The organism is Fructilactobacillus sp. X8R4C1, from assembly GCF_059900905.1.
The window spans coordinates 69,364-91,287 of the sequence record NZ_JBWXVJ010000004.1 but is presented as its reverse complement, the minus strand read 5'-3'; the positions used below and the strand labels follow the sequence as shown (position 1 = coordinate 91,287).

General features: G+C 41.2%; 25 protein-coding genes. 10 read left to right on the top strand and 15 right to left on the bottom strand.

What is annotated here, in order from left to right; genetic code table 11:
* The first annotated feature begins 112 nt into the window (after positions 1-112).
* On the top strand, positions 113-1,858 hold the full coding sequence (spxB, locus tag AC6UDA_RS06440; RefSeq protein ID WP_500696958.1) for a pyruvate oxidase: 1,746 nt from the start codon (positions 113-115) through the stop codon (positions 1,856-1,858).
* Positions 1,859-1,909: 51 nt separating this feature from the next.
* Here the strand turns inward: spxB and AC6UDA_RS06435 are convergent, their stop codons facing one another.
* Positions 1,910-2,722 (bottom strand): DUF6198 family protein, encoded by an 813-nt coding sequence (locus tag AC6UDA_RS06435; RefSeq protein ID WP_500695811.1) that lies wholly within the window; start codon positions 2,720-2,722, stop codon positions 1,910-1,912.
* Between the two features lie 31 nt (positions 2,723-2,753).
* Positions 2,754-3,767 (bottom strand): zinc-dependent alcohol dehydrogenase family protein, encoded by a 1,014-nt coding sequence (locus AC6UDA_RS06430; protein ID WP_500694138.1) that lies wholly within the window; start codon positions 3,765-3,767, stop codon positions 2,754-2,756.
* 78 nt (positions 3,768-3,845) lie between these two features.
* Between AC6UDA_RS06430 and AC6UDA_RS06425 the strand changes: the two genes are divergently transcribed.
* The 3 genes from AC6UDA_RS06425 (at position 3,846) to AC6UDA_RS06415 (ending at position 6,975) form a co-directional block, all read left to right on the top strand.
* Positions 3,846-4,076 (top strand): hypothetical protein, encoded by a 231-nt coding sequence (locus AC6UDA_RS06425; RefSeq protein ID WP_500694051.1) that lies wholly within the window; start codon positions 3,846-3,848, stop codon positions 4,074-4,076.
* A gap of 95 nt (positions 4,077-4,171) precedes the next feature.
* On the top strand, positions 4,172-6,118 hold the full coding sequence (locus AC6UDA_RS06420; RefSeq protein ID WP_500711396.1) for an ABC transporter ATP-binding protein/permease: 1,947 nt from the start codon (positions 4,172-4,174) through the stop codon (positions 6,116-6,118).
* 140 nt (positions 6,119-6,258) lie between these two features.
* Positions 6,259-6,975, top strand: coding sequence for a gamma-glutamyl-gamma-aminobutyrate hydrolase family protein (locus AC6UDA_RS06415; RefSeq protein WP_500711394.1), 717 nt, complete (start codon positions 6,259-6,261; stop codon positions 6,973-6,975).
* A gap of 44 nt (positions 6,976-7,019) precedes the next feature.
* On the opposite strand, the gene phoU is transcribed toward AC6UDA_RS06415, so the two are convergent.
* From phoU to AC6UDA_RS06380, 7 genes are all read right to left on the bottom strand, one after another.
* A complete protein-coding gene (gene phoU / locus AC6UDA_RS06410; protein ID WP_500694048.1) occupies positions 7,020-7,715 on the bottom strand; it encodes a phosphate signaling complex protein PhoU in 696 nt (231 codons plus the stop codon).
* Between the two features lie 11 nt (positions 7,716-7,726).
* Complete coding sequence (gene pstB / locus AC6UDA_RS06405) at positions 7,727-8,500, bottom strand: phosphate ABC transporter ATP-binding protein PstB (protein ID WP_500695808.1); 774 nt, start codon at positions 8,498-8,500, stop codon at positions 7,727-7,729.
* 10 nt (positions 8,501-8,510) lie between these two features.
* On the bottom strand, positions 8,511-9,311 hold the full coding sequence (gene pstB / locus AC6UDA_RS06400) for a phosphate ABC transporter ATP-binding protein PstB (protein ID WP_500708269.1): 801 nt from the start codon (positions 9,309-9,311) through the stop codon (positions 8,511-8,513).
* 3 nt (positions 9,312-9,314) lie between these two features.
* A complete protein-coding gene (gene pstA, locus AC6UDA_RS06395; protein ID WP_500694137.1) occupies positions 9,315-10,217 on the bottom strand; it encodes a phosphate ABC transporter permease PstA in 903 nt (300 codons plus the stop codon).
* 2 nt (positions 10,218-10,219) lie between these two features.
* Entirely contained in the window at positions 10,220-11,143 is a 924-nt protein-coding gene (gene pstC, locus AC6UDA_RS06390; protein WP_500695807.1) for a phosphate ABC transporter permease subunit PstC, read from the bottom strand.
* Between the two features lie 19 nt (positions 11,144-11,162).
* Positions 11,163-12,050 (bottom strand): phosphate ABC transporter substrate-binding protein PstS family protein, encoded by an 888-nt coding sequence (locus tag AC6UDA_RS06385; protein WP_500708270.1) that lies wholly within the window; start codon positions 12,048-12,050, stop codon positions 11,163-11,165.
* A 179-nt stretch (positions 12,051-12,229) separates the two neighbouring features.
* Positions 12,230-12,859 carry a TetR/AcrR family transcriptional regulator gene (locus tag AC6UDA_RS06380; RefSeq protein WP_500699614.1) on the bottom strand — a complete coding sequence of 210 codons (630 nt, stop codon included), beginning with the start codon at positions 12,857-12,859 and terminating at the stop codon, positions 12,230-12,232.
* 118 nt (positions 12,860-12,977) lie between these two features.
* On the opposite strand from AC6UDA_RS06380, the gene AC6UDA_RS06375 reads away from it, so the two are divergent.
* Positions 12,978-13,898, top strand: coding sequence for a metal ABC transporter solute-binding protein, Zn/Mn family (locus tag AC6UDA_RS06375; protein ID WP_500708272.1), 921 nt, complete (start codon positions 12,978-12,980; stop codon positions 13,896-13,898).
* A gap of 39 nt (positions 13,899-13,937) precedes the next feature.
* Here the strand turns inward: AC6UDA_RS06375 and AC6UDA_RS06370 are convergent, their stop codons facing one another.
* Together AC6UDA_RS06370 and AC6UDA_RS06365 are read right to left on the bottom strand one after the other, a co-directional pair.
* Positions 13,938-14,687: a winged helix-turn-helix domain-containing protein gene (locus AC6UDA_RS06370; RefSeq protein WP_500711392.1), complete on the bottom strand. Its 750-nt coding sequence runs from the start codon at positions 14,685-14,687 to the stop codon at positions 13,938-13,940.
* 72 nt (positions 14,688-14,759) lie between these two features.
* The gene (locus AC6UDA_RS06365) at positions 14,760-14,909 is read right to left on the bottom strand and encodes a hypothetical protein (RefSeq protein WP_500711390.1); all 150 of its coding nucleotides are present in this window, start codon (positions 14,907-14,909) and stop codon (positions 14,760-14,762) included.
* A gap of 121 nt (positions 14,910-15,030) precedes the next feature.
* Between AC6UDA_RS06365 and AC6UDA_RS06360 the strand changes: the two genes are divergently transcribed.
* Positions 15,031-15,561, top strand: coding sequence for a GtrA family protein (locus tag AC6UDA_RS06360; protein ID WP_500701244.1), 531 nt, complete (start codon positions 15,031-15,033; stop codon positions 15,559-15,561).
* A 34-nt stretch (positions 15,562-15,595) separates the two neighbouring features.
* Here the strand turns inward: AC6UDA_RS06360 and AC6UDA_RS06355 are convergent, their stop codons facing one another.
* Both AC6UDA_RS06355 and AC6UDA_RS06350 read right to left on the bottom strand, forming a co-directional pair.
* Entirely contained in the window at positions 15,596-16,261 is a 666-nt protein-coding gene (locus AC6UDA_RS06355; protein WP_500708281.1) for a type 1 glutamine amidotransferase, read from the bottom strand.
* Between the two features lie 68 nt (positions 16,262-16,329).
* Entirely contained in the window at positions 16,330-16,575 is a 246-nt protein-coding gene (locus AC6UDA_RS06350; protein ID WP_500694037.1) for a hypothetical protein, read from the bottom strand.
* Between the two features lie 205 nt (positions 16,576-16,780).
* Between AC6UDA_RS06350 and AC6UDA_RS06345 the strand changes: the two genes are divergently transcribed.
* Complete coding sequence (locus AC6UDA_RS06345) at positions 16,781-17,410, top strand: YdhK family protein (protein WP_500706716.1); 630 nt, start codon at positions 16,781-16,783, stop codon at positions 17,408-17,410.
* 49 nt (positions 17,411-17,459) lie between these two features.
* On the opposite strand, the gene AC6UDA_RS06340 is transcribed toward AC6UDA_RS06345, so the two are convergent.
* Together AC6UDA_RS06340 and AC6UDA_RS06335 are read right to left on the bottom strand one after the other, a co-directional pair.
* A complete protein-coding gene (locus tag AC6UDA_RS06340) occupies positions 17,460-17,687 on the bottom strand; it encodes a hypothetical protein (RefSeq protein ID WP_500694035.1) in 228 nt (75 codons plus the stop codon).
* Between the two features lie 125 nt (positions 17,688-17,812).
* Positions 17,813-18,070: a hypothetical protein gene (locus AC6UDA_RS06335; protein WP_500694034.1), complete on the bottom strand. Its 258-nt coding sequence runs from the start codon at positions 18,068-18,070 to the stop codon at positions 17,813-17,815.
* A 253-nt stretch (positions 18,071-18,323) separates the two neighbouring features.
* Between AC6UDA_RS06335 and AC6UDA_RS06330 the strand changes: the two genes are divergently transcribed.
* From AC6UDA_RS06330 to AC6UDA_RS06320, 3 genes are all read left to right on the top strand, one after another.
* Positions 18,324-19,157 carry a DUF6574 domain-containing protein gene (locus AC6UDA_RS06330; protein WP_500711388.1) on the top strand — a complete coding sequence of 278 codons (834 nt, stop codon included), beginning with the start codon at positions 18,324-18,326 and terminating at the stop codon, positions 19,155-19,157.
* An 11-nt stretch (positions 19,158-19,168) separates the two neighbouring features.
* Positions 19,169-20,608, top strand: a complete 1,440-nt coding sequence (locus tag AC6UDA_RS06325; RefSeq protein WP_500711386.1) for a zinc ribbon domain-containing protein — start codon at positions 19,169-19,171, stop codon at positions 20,606-20,608.
* A gap of 97 nt (positions 20,609-20,705) precedes the next feature.
* Positions 20,706-21,905, top strand: a complete 1,200-nt coding sequence (locus AC6UDA_RS06320; RefSeq protein ID WP_500711384.1) for a zinc ribbon domain-containing protein — start codon at positions 20,706-20,708, stop codon at positions 21,903-21,905.
* The last annotated feature ends 19 nt before the right edge of the window (positions 21,906-21,924 follow it).

Here is a 21,924-nt window from a genome sequence, read left to right as displayed (position 1 = left end):
AGGGCTCTGACTAGGAGTCTTTTTTATTGCTTCTGATAGGATAAATTGATGGAGTGGTTTATAATTCAATTGGGTCAACAGTTAAATTGGAAAAAACGAAAAGAGGGATTCTATGAGTAAAATGACAGCAAGTAGAGCACTGGTGAAAGTGCTTGAGAGTTGGGATGTCGACCATTTGTATGGCATCACAGCTGGCTCTTTGAATAACTTATTGAATGCGCTAGATGAGGAAAAAAAGAACATTAAATATATTCAGGTTAGACATGAAGAGGTCGGTTCTTTGGCCGCTTCCGCTGACCATAAGTATACCGGTAAGATTGGGGTCGCCTTTGGTTCGGCTGGTCCTGGTGCGACTCACATGTTTAATGGTTTATACGACGCGAAGGAAGACAATACGCCAATGCTAGCCCTCGTTGGACAAGTTCCCCAACCAATGATGAACACGCGGTTCTTTCAGGAAATGGATGAACTGCCAATGTTTGCTGACGTTTCGGTTTACAACCGCCAGGCGTCAACTGCCGATCAGATACCGAAGATTATTGATGAAGCCATCAGGACGGCCTATCAAAAGAAGGGGCCAGCAGTCGTCATCTTACCGAATGATTTACTTGGAACTGAGATTGACTATGAACCAACTAAGACAGCCAACGTTTCAAGTAGCATTAAAACGGTTCACCCTAAACAAGCTGACGTTGATGAAGCCATTAAGATGATTAAGAAAGCCAAACATCCGGTTCTTTGGTACGGAAGAGGTGCTAAGGGTGCCCGAGATGAGATCGTGAAAGTTTCCGATCAGTTTAGCATGCCAGTCTTGTCCACGGCTCCTGCAACTGGGATTATGCCAAACGACAATCTGAGTTACATGGGTGCTCGTGGTAGACTGGGAACGAAACCCGGATTTGAAGTTTCTCAGGCTGCCGATCTGATTATTATGCTTGGAAACGACTTTCCGTTTGCTCGCTTCATGCCTAAAGATAAAAAAATCATTCAAGTTAATAACAATCTGGCTGATTTGGGTCGTCAGTATCAGGCCAACCTCACGATTCACGGTGATGCCAAGGAATTCTTAGAAATGTTAATTGATTCAGATGTAAAGCTTCCTAAGAGTGATTTCTTAAAAGCCGCTCGAATTGATCGCGAGAATTGGTTAAAATGGCTTGATAGCATTGCGACTGACTACGACGAGGGTCTCAGAGCTGAGACTGTTTTGAAAGCAATCGCTGACCATTCTAAGTCGAATGCGGTTTATGGACTTGACGTTGGAAACAACACCATGCATTCCATTCGTCAACTTCCCTTTAATCAGCAGCAGCAGTTTGCCATGTCACCGTGGTTTGGAACAATGGGCTTTGGTCTACCAGCTTCCATTGCTGCTAAACTCTCATATCCTGATCGTCAAGTTTGGTCGATTTCAGGTGATGGGGGATTTGCAATGGTCATGCAGGATGTGATTACGCAGGCCAAGTACAACTTGCCGATTATCAATGTCGTTTTGTCAAACGAACGCTTTGGTTACATTGAACACGAAGACGTTCAATCTGGCATTAGTGATTATGGTGTTGACCTCTATCAAGCGGATTTTGCCCAAGTTGCTGAAGGCATGGGTGCTCATGGCTTTAAAGTTTCAGGTCAAGATGAACTTGATAGTGTCATGGTTGAGATTGACCGAATGCAGGCTGAAGGTAACACGAAGCCGATTGTGATTGACGCTAAGATTAAAGCGTTTGACCCAATTGATACTAGTTTTGTCCCACTTGACCCAGAGAACTTTGACCAAAAAACGATTGATGCGTACAAGAAACGTTATAACGTTTATGGTCAACCAGCATTGAGCGAGATTTTAAAAAGTTTGAAATAGTGGTTTAAATAAAAATAACCGATCTCGGTTGAGATCGGTTATTTCTTTTGCTTATTTTTTCTTCGTCTTTTCGTCTTCGTCAATATCAACGGCAACCGTTGATTCATCACCAACATCTAACGCTTGATGCTTTAGGTGAGGGAAGATGTATTTATCAGCAAGTCCAGTGATTCCACCTTGGAATAGAAACGCAAAGATCGTTCCTACTCCTAAGTTAGTAAATTGACGAGTAATTGCAAAGGCAACCACTGCCATGACAGTCGGTGGGATGTAGGAAGCCCACATGGCTTTCCCAGCAGCACCATTGAAGTACTTAAATCGCAGGATCTGCATCAAATCATCAGCGGGATGCAAGACTAAGTTGACTCGTTGGTAGATTGAGATGGCGGTTGCAATCAATGCTACCCCGAAGAAATTCAAGAGAACATAGAAAGCGACCATCATCCAACCCTTGGCTTCAGGGAATCCAGCAAAAAATGATACTTTTCCAATTACTGGAAGTGAACCATCCATGAAGAAGTCATCAAAGACCTGGATGAGTGCTGAGAACGGAACCATGAAGATGACGTTTCCAATGGCACGTCCCCAATCCCAGTGACCGACTAAAAAGGCGTTCAAAATGGTAATGGCAACTCCCAAGATTAGAAATGCCCAGAATAAGTTCCAGTGAAATGCATTTCCAAGGTTGGTTTCGGCTGCGGTCCAGTAAGCTGAACCTAGAAAAGATGGATGAATCTTAGCAGTTGTTACTAGAGTCAAAACATTTCCAGCAGAGTTAATTATTAATGAAAGGATAAAGAACATAATTGAAGCTGTCATGGAAATGGTACGTTTGGCTTTTCTATTAGCGGTTTTCTTCGCCATAGTTTCCCTCCACGATCAGATTTTGGTTCAATTATTTAAGATTACCATTAACTTTAACAATTGACTTGCCTTGAACCTTGTCAGTACCAGCTAATACACCAGGTACTTGTTCTAAAGTAAGGATGTTGTGTTGGAAAGGTGTAACCTTAACGGAACCATCTGAAAGTAAAGCAATTGAATCTTCGAAACTGTGGGGGTTAATCATTGAACCCTTGATGGTTAATTGCTTCTTGAAGATTTCGTAAGTGTTCATGTTAAATGTTTGACCTGGTGCACCAACACCAAACATCATAACTTGAGCGCCAGGATTAGTTGCTTCAACAGCTTGTTCTTGGGTTTCAGGCTTTCCAACACATTCGATTACCATGTCGTACTTGTCAGTGATTTTTTCCTTAGTCGTGTTGATAACCTTGTTTAAGTTAAGTTCTTTCTTTTCCCAAGCAAGGTTTTCATCATGTCTACCAGTCATGTCAATGTTCTGGATTCCGTAGATTCTAAGTAGTTGAGCAAACAACTTAGCCATGTATCCATCACCAATGATTAAAGCGTGTTGGTAAGGGGTAATGTTTTCGGTGATCTTCATCGTGTGAACGGCACATGAAAGTGGTTCCATTGAGCATGCAGTTTGAAGTGATAGTTCATCAGGAATGTGGTAAACAACCTTTTCTGGGGCAGTGAAGTAGTCTTCAAGACCACCATCTCTAGTTACACCAACGGCCGATAGGTTTTCACACAATTCGTAGCGGCCAGTGTGACAGTAGAAACATTTGTCACAGTAAATGTTAGGGTCAACAACAACACGATCACCCTTCTTGAAGTCCTTAACGTTCTTTCCAACTGCGGAAACAACTCCAGAGTTTTCGTGACCTAATACGATTGGAGGAGTAGCATCAGCTGAACCTGGGAGACCATTGTATAAGGCGTGATCGGTACCACAGATACCAGCGTAGGCAGTTTCAACTAAGACTTCGTCGTCCTTAGGGGTTGGGACATCTCTGTCTTCAATCTCCATGTGTTGCTTAGCTGTCATAACTAAAGCTTTCATTTTTGACATAAGATAACTTCCTTTCGAAAAGTTGATGAATTAATATCGTTACAATCTGAACATAACTGATCGAAAAAAATGGAAAGATTTCTTTCAGGAATATCAGATTTGTTTCCAAGTAATAATGTAAACCGTTTGAAAACTGTTTGCAAGGGCATTCCAGCTTCTGAAATAGATCCAATAAAAATTGAACAAAGAAGAAATTTGATAAGTGAAATAGATAACGGCATTAGAGTGGGAATTAAGCAATTAATTTTAATTATTGTTATGAAAAAATTACGAAAATATTTCACAAAATTATTTTTTTAATTTTCCGTTAAGGCCAGTCTTACTTTCAGGTTAAAATTTACTTTTGGTTAAATTGGTTTAAAATGGACACTACTAAAAAAGAAGGAGAGAACCAAATGGCTTATTTAGAACTAAGAAACATCAAAAAGTCCTATTATGTGGATAATCAGGATTTTCATGTTTTAAACGGGATCAGTCTCAACTTCGATCGTGGGGAATTTGTTTCCATCCTGGGAGAATCTGGTGGTGGAAAGACGACCCTTATGAATATTATCGCTGGACTAGACAGTGATTATTCCGGTGACGTTTTAATTGACGGGAAATCGTTAAAAAAAGATACCAGTAAACAACTTGATGAGTATCGGCGCAACACAATTGGTTTTATCTTTCAAAACTTTAACCTTGTGAATCATCTGACCATTAAAGAGAACGTGATGGTCTCTTTAGAAATGACAACTTTAACGCATAAACAACAAGAAGCACGGGCCACTGAACTTTTAAAAAAGGTTGGTTTGTATGACCACCGTAACAAGTACCCCAATCAACTCTCAGGTGGACAAATGCAGCGGGTTTCAATTGCTCGAGCACTTGCTTCTGACCCAGATATCATCATTGCTGATGAGCCAACTGGTGCCTTGGACGCTCAAAATACTGATGACATCTTGGAACTAATGAACGAAATTGCAGAAGACGGAAAACTGGTAATTGCCGTCACCCACTCTCAGGTGGTTGCCAATTATGGAACGAGGATCGTTCATTTAGCCAACGGGAAGATTGATGAAGATAGGATTTTAAAACCCGCTTACCCGGTTAATAAAACGCAGGCGGACTTTCAGGCGCGTCCGGCCAAACTTGCTTCCATCTTTACGATGGCCTTCGAACACTTTCGTTATAACCTGAAGCGCAACCTGTTAATTATTTTTGGGGCGGCCATCGGCATCTTTTCGGTCATTTTCATGTTAGGTCTCGGCAATGGGGTCAAGGGATACATTAATCATGAAATTTATTCAGAGGTTAATCCCACTACCATTCAGGTTAGTCGAAAACAGAAACAGGGAGAGGAACAAAACCCTAAAAATGAACTTCTGACCAACCAGGATAACCAACAGTTGCAGGACCTAAAGAATGTCAAAAGTTCAACGTTAGGTAAGTTTTTAGCTGGCGGTCAGTTTAAGGCGGCCGATAAAACCGCTTCCGTTCAGTACATTCAAACATACTATCAAGGAGCGGTCTTAAAGAAGAACATTAAATCCGGAGCAGTCCCCACTAAAGATAATCAGGTGTTGATTAATAAGAAGACGGCCCAAAGCTTTAATAAGAAGAAGCCGTACGACATGACGGGCCAAAAAATTAAGTTGTTTGCGAATGCTCCCGATGATAACGGGCAGCCCCACGTCCTATCAAAAGAGGTTACTGTGAGTGGGGTGACTAGTGACGTGAACCCAATGGCACTTGTTAGTTCCAACACGATGAAGTCAATGTTTAGTGAGGCTAAAATGAAGTACGGACCGAACTTTGCCGCGGTGAACATCGCTGGTGGAGTTCCCAACGTTCAACCCGTTCAAGATAAGATTAAGTCGTTGAAGGGACCCAATCAACAAGCCAAGTACCAAATTACTGGTGCGGGTGCGATTGTATCAACACTGAACACTTACATTAACGTCGCTGTTTGGGTTCTAGCAGGAATTGCGGCAATTTCGCTCCTTGTGTCAGCAATTATGATCATCGTGGTGCTCTACATTAGTGTTGCCGAACGAACCAAGGAGATTGGGATTCTAAGGGCACTTGGTTTTACCAAGGGCAACATTCGAAACCTATTCTTCTCCGAAGCCTTTATTCTGGGAGTCTTCTCGTCCATCTTTGCGGTTATCATCGCCTACCTGGCCGAATGGGGAGCGGATACGATTTCTAATGGAGCGATTAAGTATGCAATTGTTCAAATTTCACCGGCCAATTCCATTATTGGGGCACTAGTCTTTGTTATTATTTGTTTACTAGCAGCACTTGCTCCAGCAGCCAAGGCCGCTAAATTAGATCCAATTGTGAGTCTGAGTTCCGAATAAAGATTAAAAAATTAATTAAGCTATTGCAATTATAGGAAAGTTGGACCAAACTAACTTCTAAACCAAATAAGAGCTATCCCGTTAATTCGGGATGGCTCTTATTTATTAGGAATTACTAAATTGTAATGGAGGGGTTCATTTTGAGAATTGGAATTGCGGCAAACGTTAACCGGATTAAGACGTCTAACTATAACCTTGATTACGCCAATTATACTGCTCAAGTTTTTATTGATTTACTGCAAAAACACGGCATTCTGCCTGTTATTATTCCCATGGCTGAGCTTGATATGATTTCCGAATACGTTGACTTAGTTGACAGCCTAATTATTCCTGGTGGTCAAGATGTTCAACCGGAATTATTCCACGAAAAATCAGTCGAACCAGATGATGCGCACTATCGACCCCATGATGAGTGGGAAATGGGACTGATTAAAGAAATGGTGCGCCGGAGAAAACCACTTTTAGGGATCTGTCGGGGGCTTCAAGTATTAAACGTAGCTTTTGGTGGTAGTCTTTATCAAGACATTGCCACTGATTTACCCAAGTCTAACGTTCAACACGTGAAACACGACGATCCGAAGCATAATTTTCATGAGGTGCAAGTGAAAGCCAAAAGCCAGTTGGTCCATTCCATTGGAAACCATCTGGTGGTGAACTCAATTCATCATCAGGCCCTAAAAAGGGTCGGAGAGAGTTTGACCGTCACGGCCAAATCCCCTGATGGCGTCATCGAAGCGGTTGAAAATGAAGATGCTAGTATCATGGGAATCCAGTGGCACCCAGAATTATTGTGGCAAAACGATCCAAAAGAAGAACAGTTGTTTTTGGACTTCTTTGAGCGAACCAGTAACCAATAAATAGCGAAAACCACCTTGATAGAAATATCAGGGTGGTTTCTTTGTTACTTGTTGTTTTCAAAGTATTCTTCATCGTGATTGGTGCTGTGACTGAGTTCGACCATCTTGCCGGTTTGATTGTAAACGAGCCACTCGGCGAGGTTCACGACGTGGTCACCGATCCGTTCGAGCAATCGGATGACCATTAAGTAGCTTAGGGCCGCTTGCGCCGTCTTACTGTTCTTTTTCAGGGATTCAGTTACTAACTTTCTGGTGGAATGGTAATACTTGTCAATTGATTCATCCTGGTCAGCAATTTTCTTGGCTTCCGAGGCATTGCCCTCAAAGAAGGCCTCTAGTACCTGTTCTAACATTGAACGGACTTGTTCAGTCATTTCACTGATGACTTTTTCGACCGCCGGGATTCGTTCATGGCCCTTGGCGTTAATGGTTTCTCTCGCAATCGTATTGGCGTGATCGCCGATTCGTTCAATGTCGGTACTGGCCTTTAAAATACTGATAATTTGACGAAAATCACTGGCAACGGGTTGCTGGAGTGCGATCAGTTGTAAGGACTGTTTCTCTAAATCCATTTCTTCGTTGTTAATCTTGGGGTCCTCTGCAATGATTTTGCGTGCGAGGTCCTTATCATGATCAATGAAAGATTTGGTGGCTTGATAGATTTGTTCACTACTGTCAAATCCCATTTCCATGAAGTGTCCTTTAAGTTTCTTTAATTCATCATCAAATAATGCTCCCATAGTCATTCTCCTTATCCAAATTTTCCGTTGAGATAGTCACTTGTTTCTTGCTTATCAGGATTCATAAACATTTTTTTGGTTTTGCCTACTTCCACTAGTCGACCGTTCAGCATGAACGCCGTTTTGTCTGAGATCCGAGAAGCTTGTGACATGTTATGAGTCACGATGATGATCGTATACTTGTCCTTGATGTTTAGGAGGGTGTCCTCAATCATCTGACTCGAAATAGGGTCGAGCGCGCTCGTTGGTTCATCCAGTAAAATCACGTCTGGTTGAATGGCCAAGAGTCTAGCAATGCAGATTCGTTGTTGTTGTCCTCCAGAAAATGAAAGCGCACTTTTATGAAGTTTGTCCTTAACTTCATCCCAGATAGCCGCCTGCTTTAGAGATTCTTCAACGCGTTCGTCCAATAGTTGCTTATCTTTAACGCCAGCTAATTTTAAGCCAAAGGTGACATTATCGTACACGGAAAAGGGGAAGGGATTGGGTTGCTGGAAAACCATTCCGACTTCTTTTCGGAGTTCCACGATGTCTTCTTTTGGACCATAAATATTGTGACCATTGAGCGTGAAGCTTCCCGTGATGGTAATGTTTGGAATAAGATCATTCATTCGGTTTAAACAACGGAGGTATGTCGACTTTCCGCATCCAGATGGTCCAATTAGGGCGGTAATCTCATTTTGTTTGAAGTTTAAATTAATGTCGTGCAACGCTTTTCGCTTTCCATAGTACAAATTGACGTTTTCAGTTTTGATAATCTCTTTTGGTTCCGTTTTAGTTGTCATTTACTTCTCCTTAACCGAAGTTGCCGGAAATGTAATCCTCAGTGGCTTTGACCTGTGGTCTGGTGAAAATGTCAGCTGTTTTAGCGTACTCCATGACGTGTCCAAGATGGAAGAAGGCGGTATAGTCACTGACTCTGGCGGCTTGTTGCATGTTATGGGTCACGATGATAATCGTATATTTTTTCTTTAACTCTAGAAGCGTTTCTTCAATCTTAGAGGTTGAAATGGGATCAAGAGCACTCGCTGGTTCGTCTAACAACAAGATGTCAGGTTGCATGGCGATTGAACGAGCGATACAGAGCCTTTGAGCCTGTCCACCAGATAATTCAAGGGCGCTTGTATCCAGCTTGTCTTTGACTTCGTCCCATAGTGCAGCGGCTTTTAGACTTTGTTCTACTCGTTGATCAAGTTCCCGTGGATCTTTTACGCCATGTTTTCTAAGCGCAAATTTAATGTTCTCACGAATGGTTTTGGCAAAGGGGTTGGGGTGTTGGAAGACCATGCCAATGTTTTTTCGAAGGACGTAGACGTTTAATTTTTTTTGGTTAATGTCTACGTCTCTGTACATGATTCTACCGGTAACGTTTGCCACACCATCATTCATTCGATTGAGACAGCGAAGGAAGGTTGATTTGCCAGATCCAGATGCTCCAATGAGGGCGGTGATCTTGAACCTTGAGAATGCCAGTGAAGCATCAAATGTAGCTTGCTTTTTACCGTAGAAGACGTTCACGTCCTCGGTCTCAAGGGCCATTTCTCCTGGTGGTGTAATAATTTGATGGTGGTCTAAATCGTAATTTTGTTGAGCCATGTTTTAACCTCGCTTTTTTCTAGAAGTCCCAGTCATCTTGCGGTAAGCCCAGTTACCTAAGAACCGAGACGACAGGTTAAAGACTAAGATAACAATGATAAGAACCGCTGAGGCGCCGCTTGAAACAACGTGTGCGTCTGGAACAATTCCCTCGGTATTTAGTTTCCAGATATGAACTGCAAGGGTCTCAGCTGGACGCATGGGATTTAGGAAACTGCTGGGACTGAAAGGATTCCAGTTGGTGTAACTTACGATTGGCGCACTTTGACCAGCAGTGTAAATCAAGGCGGCGGCTTCCCCGAAGATTCGACCAGAACTAAGGATGACACCGGTGATGATGCCCGGGATCGCGAGGGGTAGCACAACTCCAGTAATGGTTTTAAACTTGGAGAGTCCAAGCGATAACCCGGCTTCTCTTTGTAACTTTGGCACCTCCTCGATGGAATCTTCGACACTTCTGGTAAGGAGTGGCAGGTTGAAGATGGTTAAAGCAATCGCTCCTGACAGAATGGAGTAATCAAGTTGAAACTTGATTACTAGCACCAAGTATCCAAACAGACCAACGACAATGGAAGGCAATGAACTTAGAACCTCAATGGCCGTTTTAACGAGCGTTGTGAGCCAGTTGTCCTTGGCATACTCTGCCAGGTAAATTCCGGCCCCAAGACTGATTGGCAGCGAGATGATGATCGTCAGTATTAGCAGGTAGACGGAATTAAAGAGCTGATCTCTAATTCCACCGCCGGCACTGATCGAACTGGACGTGGTGGTTAAAAACTTCCACGAGATATCGGGTAGACCGGTAATGAGGATGTAACCGAGTAGGAAGATTAAGATCAGAACTACGACTAAGACTAAGGCCCAGATGGTCCCAATGGCGAACTTATTAATTTTTTTGGCATTTATTTTCATTTTTTAAATGCACTCCTCTTTCCAATTAGTTTTACGATGACGTTGAATACTAGTGACATTACTAGTAAAACTAAGGCCAATGTCCATAAGGCGTTGTTAGGCAACGTTCCCATGATGGTATTACCCATTTGGGTCGTCAGTTGACTGGTTAAAGTTGCAGTTGGACTTGTCAAGCTGGTTGGCATGAGGACTGCATTTCCGATGACCATTTGAACGGCTAGTGCTTCACCAAAGGCGCGCGCCATTCCGAAGATCATCGCGGTAAGGATTCCCGGAGTGGCAGCCCGTAAGACCACTTTGTACATCATTTGCCATTTAGTGGCTCCAAGTGATAGGGCAGCACTCCGGTAGTCTCGTGGGACGGCCTTTAAAGCATCAACTGACATTGAGGTGATGGTCGGAAGAACCATGACGAACAAAACGATGGTAGCTGGTAAAATCCCAGAACCGGTTCCCCCAAACACCGTTCTAACGATGGGAATCAAGACCATTAGGCCGATGAAACCATAAACAACGGATGGAATTCCAACGAGTAATTCGATTACTGGTTGCAGAATCTTTTGCCCTCGTTTGGGCGCAATTTCGGTCATGAAAAGGGCCATGGCAATCGCAAATGGGGTGGCAAGAATGGCGGATAGTAGGGTGACCGCAAATGAGGTGACGATCATTGGAAGTGCCCCAACTTCTGGTTTCCCATTTGGTCCCGTTTGACTTGGATTCCAGGTTCCCTTAGTGAAGAAATCGATGATACTGACGTGATCGGAAGTAAAGGTCGCCAGTCCCTTGGTGGTGATGAAGAAGAGGATGGTAATGACGAGGATGCCGATCAGGCCGATACATATGAGACTGATAAAATGACCAACCTTATCTTGATGAGTTTCTTTTGATGGTTTCAGTAATTTTTCTTTAATGTCATTCATATAAAAACCACTTTCATAATTATTTAACCGCTTGAACTTGACCTTCAGCATTCTTTTCAAATTTCATGTTTTTAACTTGAATGTATCCGATCTGCTTGACTAATTTCTGTTGAACATGATCTGAAAGCATGTAATCAATAAATTTTTTGGTGGTTCCAGTGGGCTTGCCCTTGGTATACATGTGTTCATACGACCAGATTTTCCAATTGTTATGTTCCACGTTAGGGTCGGTTGGTTGCACCTTATCGATGGAAATACTTTGCGTTTTATTGTTTAAATATGGAAACGAGAGGTAACTAACCGCACCGGGAGTCGATGAGACAATCTGTTGCACCGTTCCGTTTGAGTCTTGTTGCTGAGCGTTGACGGCTTTTTTGCCCTTTAAAACGGATTGTTCAAAGGTCATCCGGGTTCCACTTCCCTCGACCCGGTTAATCACCACGATCTTGACGTTATTTCCGCCGACCTGCTTCCAATTGGTGACTTTACCAGTGAAGATTTGTTCAAGTTGTTTCATTGAGAGATTTTTCACTCCCACTTTTTTATTGGCAACCGGGGCAATTCCAACAACGGCAACCTTATGATCAACTAAATCGCGAGCAGTAACACCTGGTTGTTGGGAAGCAAAGACATCTGAATTACCAACATTGACGGCTCCCTGTTGGATTTGGCTTAGGCCAGTTCCAGATCCACCACCCTGGACGTTAATGTTAACTTTCGGGTTACTAACCTGATACTCTCGACTCGCTTGCTCGACCAGTGGTTGAAGTGCCGTGGAGCCAACGGCGGTAATCTTATTACCGTTTTTGGCCTTGGTGGAAGAAGATGATCCGCACGCGGCTAGTCCCAGCGCCAGCAGTCCACACGTTAATATCAATGCAACCTTTTTCTTTTTGCCTAATGACATGGACGAAATCTCCTTTGGTTTAAATGGACATTATTTTGTTTACGAACCAAGTATATAAGGTGAATGTAAATGTTAAGTAAATTTTACGGTCTTTTTATGTAAATGTTTGGTAAAGCCAAAAAGAACCCCTTCAAGTGCTATTGAAAGGGTTCTTAAATAACGGTGTTATTAAAAACAAACTAAATGGACAGCCATGCCATCCATCCCGGGTAGAAGAAGTCGTAGAGGTTGTTACACAGCATGATGGCCTCTTGCTCGTTATACCGATGTTTCAAAATGTCACAAAAAGTAGCATAAAACGAGAACACGTGAAAATGCAGTTCCTGGTAGTTAAACTTAAAGCTAACAAGGATGATGTTACGTTCTTGCATGATCCCAATGGCGTTAGCAATTTTTTGGGTAAAGTACTTCGTTAGCATTTCGGCTAGATTGTCGTACTTCGACCCCTCTGATTTAAAAAGAATTAATTCCTTATACTTCGGATTAGCGTAAAGGGTGTGGATGATTGGATTCATATTCAAAATGTTTTGTTTCCACACCGTTTGAACGCTGGCTGGACTGATTTTAGCCATTCCCTGATTAAACTGATTCTCATATTCGTCTTTTAATTGCTTAATAAAGGGATCAAGAATTTCATCTAGAATCGCATCCTTTGATTCAAAGTGTTTGTAAAAGGAACCGGTTGTCCGGTTAGCGTTTCGGCAAATTTCACGAATCTTTGTCTTATCAAACCCGTTTTTTAGAAAGGCCTTAAACCCGGCCTCTAGTAATAGGGAATGGGTTTTATCCTGGTTACGAACGTTTGCCATGAAAATTCCTCCAGTGGATTGATTGCTCAATTTAAGATAACAGTGTTATATTAAGTGAGTATTATTTGTTTAATGATGGTCAACTTAACTTCGGATGATGTTTCAAAGGAGAAAAACAATGATAAAAAAGTTTAAGTTAAGTATAACAGCAATTTTAATCTTATTTTGTGTCATCGTGCTAGTTGGTTGTGGCAAAAAATCAGGAGATGAACGGGCCAACCATAAGCTGAGAGTGGTTACCTCAACTAATTTTTATGGTCAAATTGCGAAAAATGTTTTGGGAAATCAGGGGAGCGTTCAGCCGATTATTAAGGGAAGCGGTGACCCACACGATTTTGATCCTTCAACGAGTGATGCGAATCAAGTTGCAAGAGCAGACGTGGTTGTTGAAAATGGCATTGGATACGACGATTGGATGAAAAAGCTGGTAAAGAATGGAAGTGATCAGACGTCGGTTGTCAACGTTTCAAAGGTGATGAACCGAAAAAATGGGGATAACGAGCACATTTGGTATGATCCTGACACTGTTAATAAGCTCGTCTACCAACTCGCAGACGTCTACAGCAAAAAACAACCGAATCACAAACGTTATTTTCATGATAATGCCAAGCGGTATTTAAAAGAATATGAACCAGTTAAGCAGCAGGCGGAAAAGGCACGAGATAATCTGAACGATTACCAGTTAAATCGCAAGGTCGACGTCAGTGAACCGGTTTTCGATGATGCCCTTAGTTACATGGGATACAAGGTAAATGACCCTGATTTTGCCAATGCGACCGAGAAGGAGATTGACCCGTCACCTAAGAGTATTCAAAACATCAGGGATGATATCACTCACCATCGGATTGCTTTCTTTGTTGATAACACGCAGGCTGACAGTAAAATGGTCAAGAACCTCGTCAAATTAGCTAAGGATCATGATGTGCCGGTTGTAAAATTGACCGAAACGATTCCTGAAGATAAAAACTACTTGGAGTGGATGGATAATGCCTATCAGCAGGTGGTCAAAATTCAAAATAATGAAATGAAAAACAAATAAAATGACATCCAAGCCCGTTAATGGTTTGGATGTCATTTATTATGGTTTATTTAATTTCGCTTCAAATTCATAACCAAAGCCACGGATCGTTTTGATTAAGACGGGGTCTTTGGGATTAGGTTCAATCTTGTCCCTTAAATGGCTGATGTGCATTTCAAGCATGCGGGAAGATTGGTCAATGTAAAGATCGTTCCAAACGCCGTTTAGGATTTGTTCACGACTCAGGATCCGTTTAGGGTGAGTCAGAAAGTACTCTAAAAGCTTGAATTCTTTAGGCGTTAGTCGGAGCGAAGTACCATTTTTGGTAGCAACCTTCTGATCTAAATCAACGTCGATGTCAGAAAAGTGAAATCGTGGTTTGACCTTCTTATTTTTTTCCTGCTTTAGACTATTATTTTCGTCTTGGTAGAAGCGCGCACGATGCTTCATCCGGAGCATGACTTCGTCAGCGTTGTATGGTTGGATGATGTAGTCGTCGATGCCAACTTTAAATAATTGATCAACGATGCCCTCGTCCTTTTTTTCTCCCAGAGCGAGAATTGGAAGTGAGGCCTTTTGGCGGATTTTAGGGATAAGCTCGCTCAACTTTTGAGCTGCCACGGTACTTAGGTCCCAAATAATGGCCTGTTCTTCGTACTTTTGAATGGATGATAGTAAGCTTGAAACATCGTATAAATCGTCGACAAAGTACCCATTGTCATTAAAGGTTTGGTTGAAACTAAGTGCTAATGATAATTTTTCAGTCACTAAAACAATGTGATTCATGGCACCATCCCGATTAAAAATCACGCTTCTCTTTCTTCACTCATTATACAGTTTTATGGCTGATAATCGTAACTTTAACGTTTTCACGTAACTAAGCTACTTGGAATCAGAATGTCGGTTCTCTTTTTCCTGTCGTTTTTTGGCGCGATGAAGACTCACTAAGATGGTAATGATGGTTACCACTACGAAAACGACCACCATCATTATGACGAGCCAGATAAACGTGCTTAAATCCATGACGTCCATTCCCTTCGTTAATGATTGGTTTTATTTTAACACGACCGAAAAGATTAAGTTTTAAGGAAATCACAAATTTATAACTTAATTGATTGTGATAAAATGACTAAGAAGGGGTTTGATGCATATCATGAATGATACAAACGACGCTAATACTACTAACTACTTAGATATCGTAAAAAGATTAGTTTTTGATGAAAAAATTGAATACTTGTTTTGGGGAGCCATGACCACCCTGGTTTACTTTGTCAGTCGATTCGTTTCGATGAAGATTTTTACCAGTGATTTTACCCCGGTCTTAATTGCCCAAGTTCTGTCGATTGCGTTTGCTTTTGTGGTGAACAAATACTTTGTTTTTAACAGTGGAACGCAGTCCAAGACACTTCAGGCTCAGATCGTTAACTTTGTTTCGGGACGATTGTTTGTTTTAGTCCTCGACTTTTTGATGACTTACGTAATGATCGATAAGTTTCCGCAATTTTTCATTAAGATTTTATTTTTAGATCACTTAAACTATTCGGCTTGGTTGTTCCAACTTCCCGTTGTTCACGGGTTGATTGGGAGTCCCACGTTGTTTAACAGTTTTATCTGTGTGGTTGGAACACAAATTATGGCCATTGTGATTAATTACTTTGTTTCTAAGTACTTTGCTTTTAAATAAAATCAAAAAAGCATCCACTTTTTCTAGGTGGGTGCTATTTGTTTGCGATGTAATCCAAAATCTTGAATAAATCGCGATGGTTCTGTTTTGAAATTGGGTGGTTAATGATGGTGTCCTTAGATTGATTTAAAACAGAACCCTTGAGGTAGGAGTAATCGTTAATTGCCATCTCGGTGACATTGTCGTGTTTGGGTTCGAGGTGAAACTGGAGGCCAACGAGGTTATCCTTTACAAATCCCTGATTAACGAGTTGATCACTTGAGTACAATAACGAGGCACCATCTGGAATCTGAAACGTTTCCTCATGCCAGTGGAGCACTTCTAGTTGGTTGGATAATCCGGAGATGAGTTTTGATTTTAAGTAGACAGGAGCAAACCCAACCTCCTTAGTGTGCGAGTCAAAGACGGAAGCTCCTAGAACTTTGGCCATTTGTTGGGCACCAAAGCAGGCGCCAAAGATTGGTTTTCTTTGGCTAATCATCCGTTTGATTAGTTCACGTTCGGATTTGATCCAGTTTGTGTCGTCGTTGACGCTCATTGGGCCGCCTAAGATTACTAACATGTCGGTTGTACCAGCGTCTGGTAGCACCTTAAACTGGGAAGGATGATAAACGAACATCTGGTGATGGTTGTGATGAATCCAGTCGGAGATTGCTCCAGGTCCTTCATCAGAAGTGTGTTGCAAAATACTTACTCTCATTATTGTTGTTCCTCTTGAATTGACCGTGATAATAAAAAAATAATGCCAAGTGGCATTATTTTAGTAAATTACATCATTCCGCCTTGCATACCGATCATGGCTGCAATGGCTGCGACGATCATCTTGAACAATCCCATTACGATGAATGCAACGATGATTCCAAAGGCAATTGTGAATGCCATTTGCATTGATGATTTCCAGGCTGCCTTGTCTCTACCACCGAGGAACTTGTAGAACAACCATGCTAGAGCGATTAGAATGATCAAAATCACAACTAATGCAACAATTGAAATGATTAAACTTTCTGTACCCATTAATTTTCACCTCACAAACATAAGATTATATATATTTAGCATGAACTTTTAGGGTTAAATGTGCAAACATATTACTTAATTTTGAAGGAATCTATAAGAATCTTAAAATATACTTACGGTAAGTCATTTTAGTAACTTTTTGGTGTCGACGGTGCTATCTTAGCAGTTGAAACATCATAAAAATATCAAGGGGAGCTCTTCAAAGATGAAAATGAAGAAAACATTATTTACGTTAGCTGCCGTAGCTAGTGTGGGATTGGTACTTACTGGTTGTGGAGAAAGCAAGAGTAGTTCTAAGTCCAGTTCGTCATCAAATATGTCGAGTAGCAGTAGCGAAAAAACAATGAGTAAAAAAGACATGAAGGAAACCAAGGGCGATAAGTCAATGGACATGAATATGCCAATGAAGCATAAGATGAACCTACCAACTGACTTAGCTGCCGCTAAAAATCCTAAGTTTAAGGTTGGTTCTGAAGTTAAACTATCAGCTAACCACATGAAAGGAATGAAAGGTGCTAAGGCTAAAGTTACCGGAGCATATGATTCACCACTTTATGTCATCGATTACAAGCCAACCGATGGTAAGGCTGAAGTTAAAAATCATGAGTTTGTTACTAAAGACCAACTTAAGGCTGATAAACAAGGTGCTACCTTGAAGAAGGGTGAAAAAGTCACCGTTGAAGCTGATCACATGCCCGGCATGAAAGGTGCTCAGGGGAAGATTGTTAAAGTTTGTGACGGTCCTGCCTATGCTGTAACCTTCAAACCAACTAATGGTGGCAAAGAATACGTTAACCATCAATGGGTTAGCCAAACTGAAATGAAAAAATGCTAATTTAAATTAATTCAAAAATACTAGGACATTGTCCTAGTATTTTTTTATTTTAGATGAAGTTGTAACCGATGGCACCAATTAAACCAATAATCGCGGCAATTAAATACCACGTAGTCTTCTTGTTTTTGCCGAACATGCCCCATAAGAGTTCATCAATAAAAACGATTAAGACCGTGATTAGTAAAATATTGAAGTGGGCGAACATGATGGCAATTACCAGGGCAATGCCACAGATGAGATCGTTAATGTTTCGTAGAACGTTGCGTTTGTTTTTCATTTTTTCTCCATTAATAGTAGTTTGAAGTTTAATCAGTGATACTAATCATATTACTTCAAATGAGTTTTAGATAACATCACCTGAAACCAAAAAAATTCCTTAGCCCATCCAAGCTAAGGAATTTCTTATAGGTACTGTGATTTTTTGAGTGCTTCTTGAAGGGCTTTAGGACAAACATTAATGGTTTCGGTGACCTTTAAGTGGTTGTTACTAGCGGCTTCCACGATTTTGGCAATGTCATTAACAGCCATTTTACCCTCTAGGGCATAAGCAATGTGGACAGCAAATTCGTAAAAGTTATGAGAATCCTGCATCTCCATTTGCACGGTATTGTATAGTTTTTGATCATTTATAAAAACATCGTTTCCAGTACAATGAATCATAAGCACGCCTCCTTTATTATATTATAATAATTATAATCAAATAAGTTGAATAATCAAATAATAGAATTATAGTTCATCAAAATTCACGAACACTGAGGGAATTGGTGAACGGGAATTGTTGAGTGACCGATATCCCGTGCCGCAATTAATTGATTTTTTTATTTATGTGCCTTAGCCCTTTGATTGAGCTAACCAGTATGTGATAATGTAAACGTAAGAAAATCTTAATATTTATTTAATTGGGGGAACTAGTATGAATGAATGTCCTAATTGTCATTTTAATAACAAGCTAGGCGCAAAGTTTTGTGTCAAGTGTGGAACTAAGTTGACTGGCAACAGTCAAACGAGCAGTAACAAGGTACATAATGAAGCAAAAAAGCAGCAGCCCCGTAATTCACAGGCTGAAGTTTCCAACGGGTTAACCAGCGTGTTTAATTATTTCATTGAATCAATTAAACATCCAGTCAAATATGAGGCTGCTAGTGAGAAGTATCTGGGATATATCTCGCTTGGAATCTTTGCCGTTTTGACCTGGCTAGTTTCGTTTATTTTAGCAATGAGAATGAAGAGTGGACTGGCCTCTGAATCAGTTCCATACTCACTTATTCATAAGATGGATGGCGTCATTAACACGAGTGTTATGGGACTAGGACTGATTATTGCCGTAATCGGTCTGTTAGCTTGGATTTTAGGCTATGTCGGAGTTCACTTCATTATGAACAACAATATGAGCCTTAGTGATTATACGAATGAGTACGGTAAATTTTTAAACGTTGGAATTATTTTACTGTTAGTGGGTTTGCTTCTATCAGCCGTCATGCCCGCTGGAATTTTATTTTTAATTGGTCTCTACGTGGTCGACTTGGCCATCACCATTTCGGGTTGGGCGTTAATTTATGAAATGCTCTTTTCTAAGAATTTTGGGTCGATTGATAGTTTCTATGTTTTATTGATTGTAACGGTTATCGTGGCAATCATTTCCGCTGTCCTAGTAGCTATTTTGGGTAATAGCCTGGGCTCTCAACTTCAAACGCTGACTCAAGAGATCATTAACAACTTTGCTGCTAACTTTGGGCAGGGATACTAGGAGGAGTCAAAATGAGTGAAGAAGCGTCTTTTTGTCCCAATTGTGGACATCGAATTAATGCAAATGATGAGTTCTGCCCCAATTGTGGGTATAAATTAACTCCTAATGGATCACCAAAAAGTCAAGCAGGACCAAGTCGCAAGGCATCAGGGAGTCGGCCCCTGCGTCAGACAAGTAACGTTAATCGTCCGCAAAAACAAAAGAAGATGAAACCACTTACTAAAGTGATTTGGGTGATTGTGGTGGTCTTGGTAGTGGTACTTATCGGTGGTTACTTCTTTGGAAAGAATTACTATTCAAAAGCTAATCAAGTCGACCGGGTCATCTCAGCGATTAAGAATGATCAGGAAAAGAATTTAGCCAATGTGTCGGAAACAAACGACCCGAACTTTAAGATTAGTGGGAAAGCGATGAAGCCAACCATTAATTATTATGCTAGTAATAAGGACCAGTTATCAAAGCTTAGGAGTCAGTTCATGCGCGATAACGATAATCCGGTGACCGACAGCCTGCAATTTAAGCAGGAGGGTAACACCTGGTTAGTTTTCCCTAAGTATAAACTGATGGTCAAACCCATTTATTCTAGTATTTCCACTAACCTGAATGGCGTCTCGTTGAGTGTGAACGGCAAGCAAATTACCAGTAACATGGGCAGTCAAAAGGCTAAGAAGATTGGGCCACTTGCACCAGGCCTTTATAACATTACCACTGCCGGAAAAGTCAATGGCCGTGAATTGCACAATAATGGTCAATTCGACTGGATTGATGGTGCCAGTTCAGCGTTTTTACCACTTCGAATTATCACCTTCACCGTAAAGGGGCAACCAGGATCAGACGTGTTGATTCAAAACAAGAAGGTTGGAACGATTGGTGACAATGGGAGCTTTAAGCTTTCTGACTACCCATTTAGTACGAACATGAACGTTCAAGTTCAGATGAAGGGCAAGTCCGGTAAATTAATTCAGAGTAAACCCTATAATTTAAAAGACAGTGATAATAACAACACGATTGAACCGAAGTTTGATGGGATTGCCACGAAAGATCAGGCTGATCAGGTCTTGAATCCGCTCTGGACTCAGGTGAGTGGTGCCGGTAACGACGTTGATATTTCCCATTTCTTTGACGGTGGAAATGGTAGTCCCGCTTGTCAGGATATGCTTAAGATGGTCAAAAGTTATAATGACAACGATAAAATTGAGTCATTTGAAACTAGTGAAAGGACCGAATCGGTAGCACCTTATGATAGTGGGGAGACGCAAGTCACTTATCAGGTTGATTATACTTTCGATAACAATGACGACGATGACAATAGTTCGGTTCGTCATCAGACGTTTGAATACAATGCCATCTTGGTCAAAAATCCTGGCAGTGATGATTCTGATGATCTTCCGTTTATTATCAAGAGTAACCAGTCAGTTAAGAAAGTATCGGATAGTACCGATAACGATTAATAGTAATTTAGAAAAGAAACGAGCATTCTGTGCTACGTTTCTTTTTGTTTGGTGTATGTTATGATTTCCTCAATATTATAAAAGGATGGAAATTAGATTGGCAGAAAAACGTAAATCACATAAATTCTTGGCCTTTTTACTCGTGTTGGAAATTATCATCGTGATTGTGGTCGGAGTTTCCGGGACAAAGTATTATTCAAAAAAAGCCAGTGGTGACCGCTTGGTGAATGCTCTGCGTAATCACGAACAAAAGCAGGTGATTGCTGGAATCAAAATTGACGGGCAAACGGGTACTCCAAGTGAAGAGGCCCTTCAACCCCTTGTTAACGATTTCGATCAAAATTCCGAAGCAGTTAATCGGCTCAAGATGCAGATTAACGGTGAGAAAGTGGCTGAAAACAACTTGGTTTATAAACAAATGGGGAAGAATTTCCTGGTATTTCCACGTTATCAACTGGTAGTTAAACCAATTGATCCTAAAATTAAGACCAATCTTTCAGAAGCCAACGTGACAATTGATGGAAACAAGGCAGGTAAAACGGATGGTAATGGGGAGCTGAACGTGAAGTCACTCATCCCGGGAGTTCATCAGATTGAGGCGACTGCCACGGCTGGTGGTAAACAGCTTAAGACTTCCGGTCAGTTTAGTCTGATGAAGTCATCTGATATGGCGCACCTGACGTTTAACGTGGTTTCGTTTGGGCTTCAAAGTGTCCCAAACGCCATCGTCTACGTTGACAATCATCCGGTTGCTCAAATTGGTGAAAACGGCAAGGCGAAGGTCAATAATTTACCCATTGGTGATGATTCATCAATCTGGGCCACTCTGAGTGTTGACGGCAAACCAATGAAAAGTGATGTTCAGTACCTCGGGATGAAGAATAATCACTCTGAGATCAAACTCCCGTTTAAAAAGCTCGTTGATAAAAAGGCAGCAACTGGTCTGCTTAAAGCCGTGTGGGAGCCACTGAACCATGACGTTTTTGACGAAAAGTCAGCTGATCAAGTTCAGTACGACCAAAACTTTGTTGGAGGAAAAAGTAACCCAGCCTATAATCAGATGATTACGATTGCGAAAAAGGATCATGAACCGGACGTTAAAGATCTTCAAATTAAGGTAAACGTTAAAAAGGTTACAAGTACTGATGAAAGGAAAGCCACCGTTGACTTTGCGGTTCAAACTGATTCAACTAACGATCAGGGCCAAAAAGCGTCAAAAACGACCAATTATCGGGCTGATGTTAAACAAGATGTTAATAATCAACTCAAACTTAAAGGTCTGGATGAGGTTAAATAAAAAAGGAGGCCAATTATGG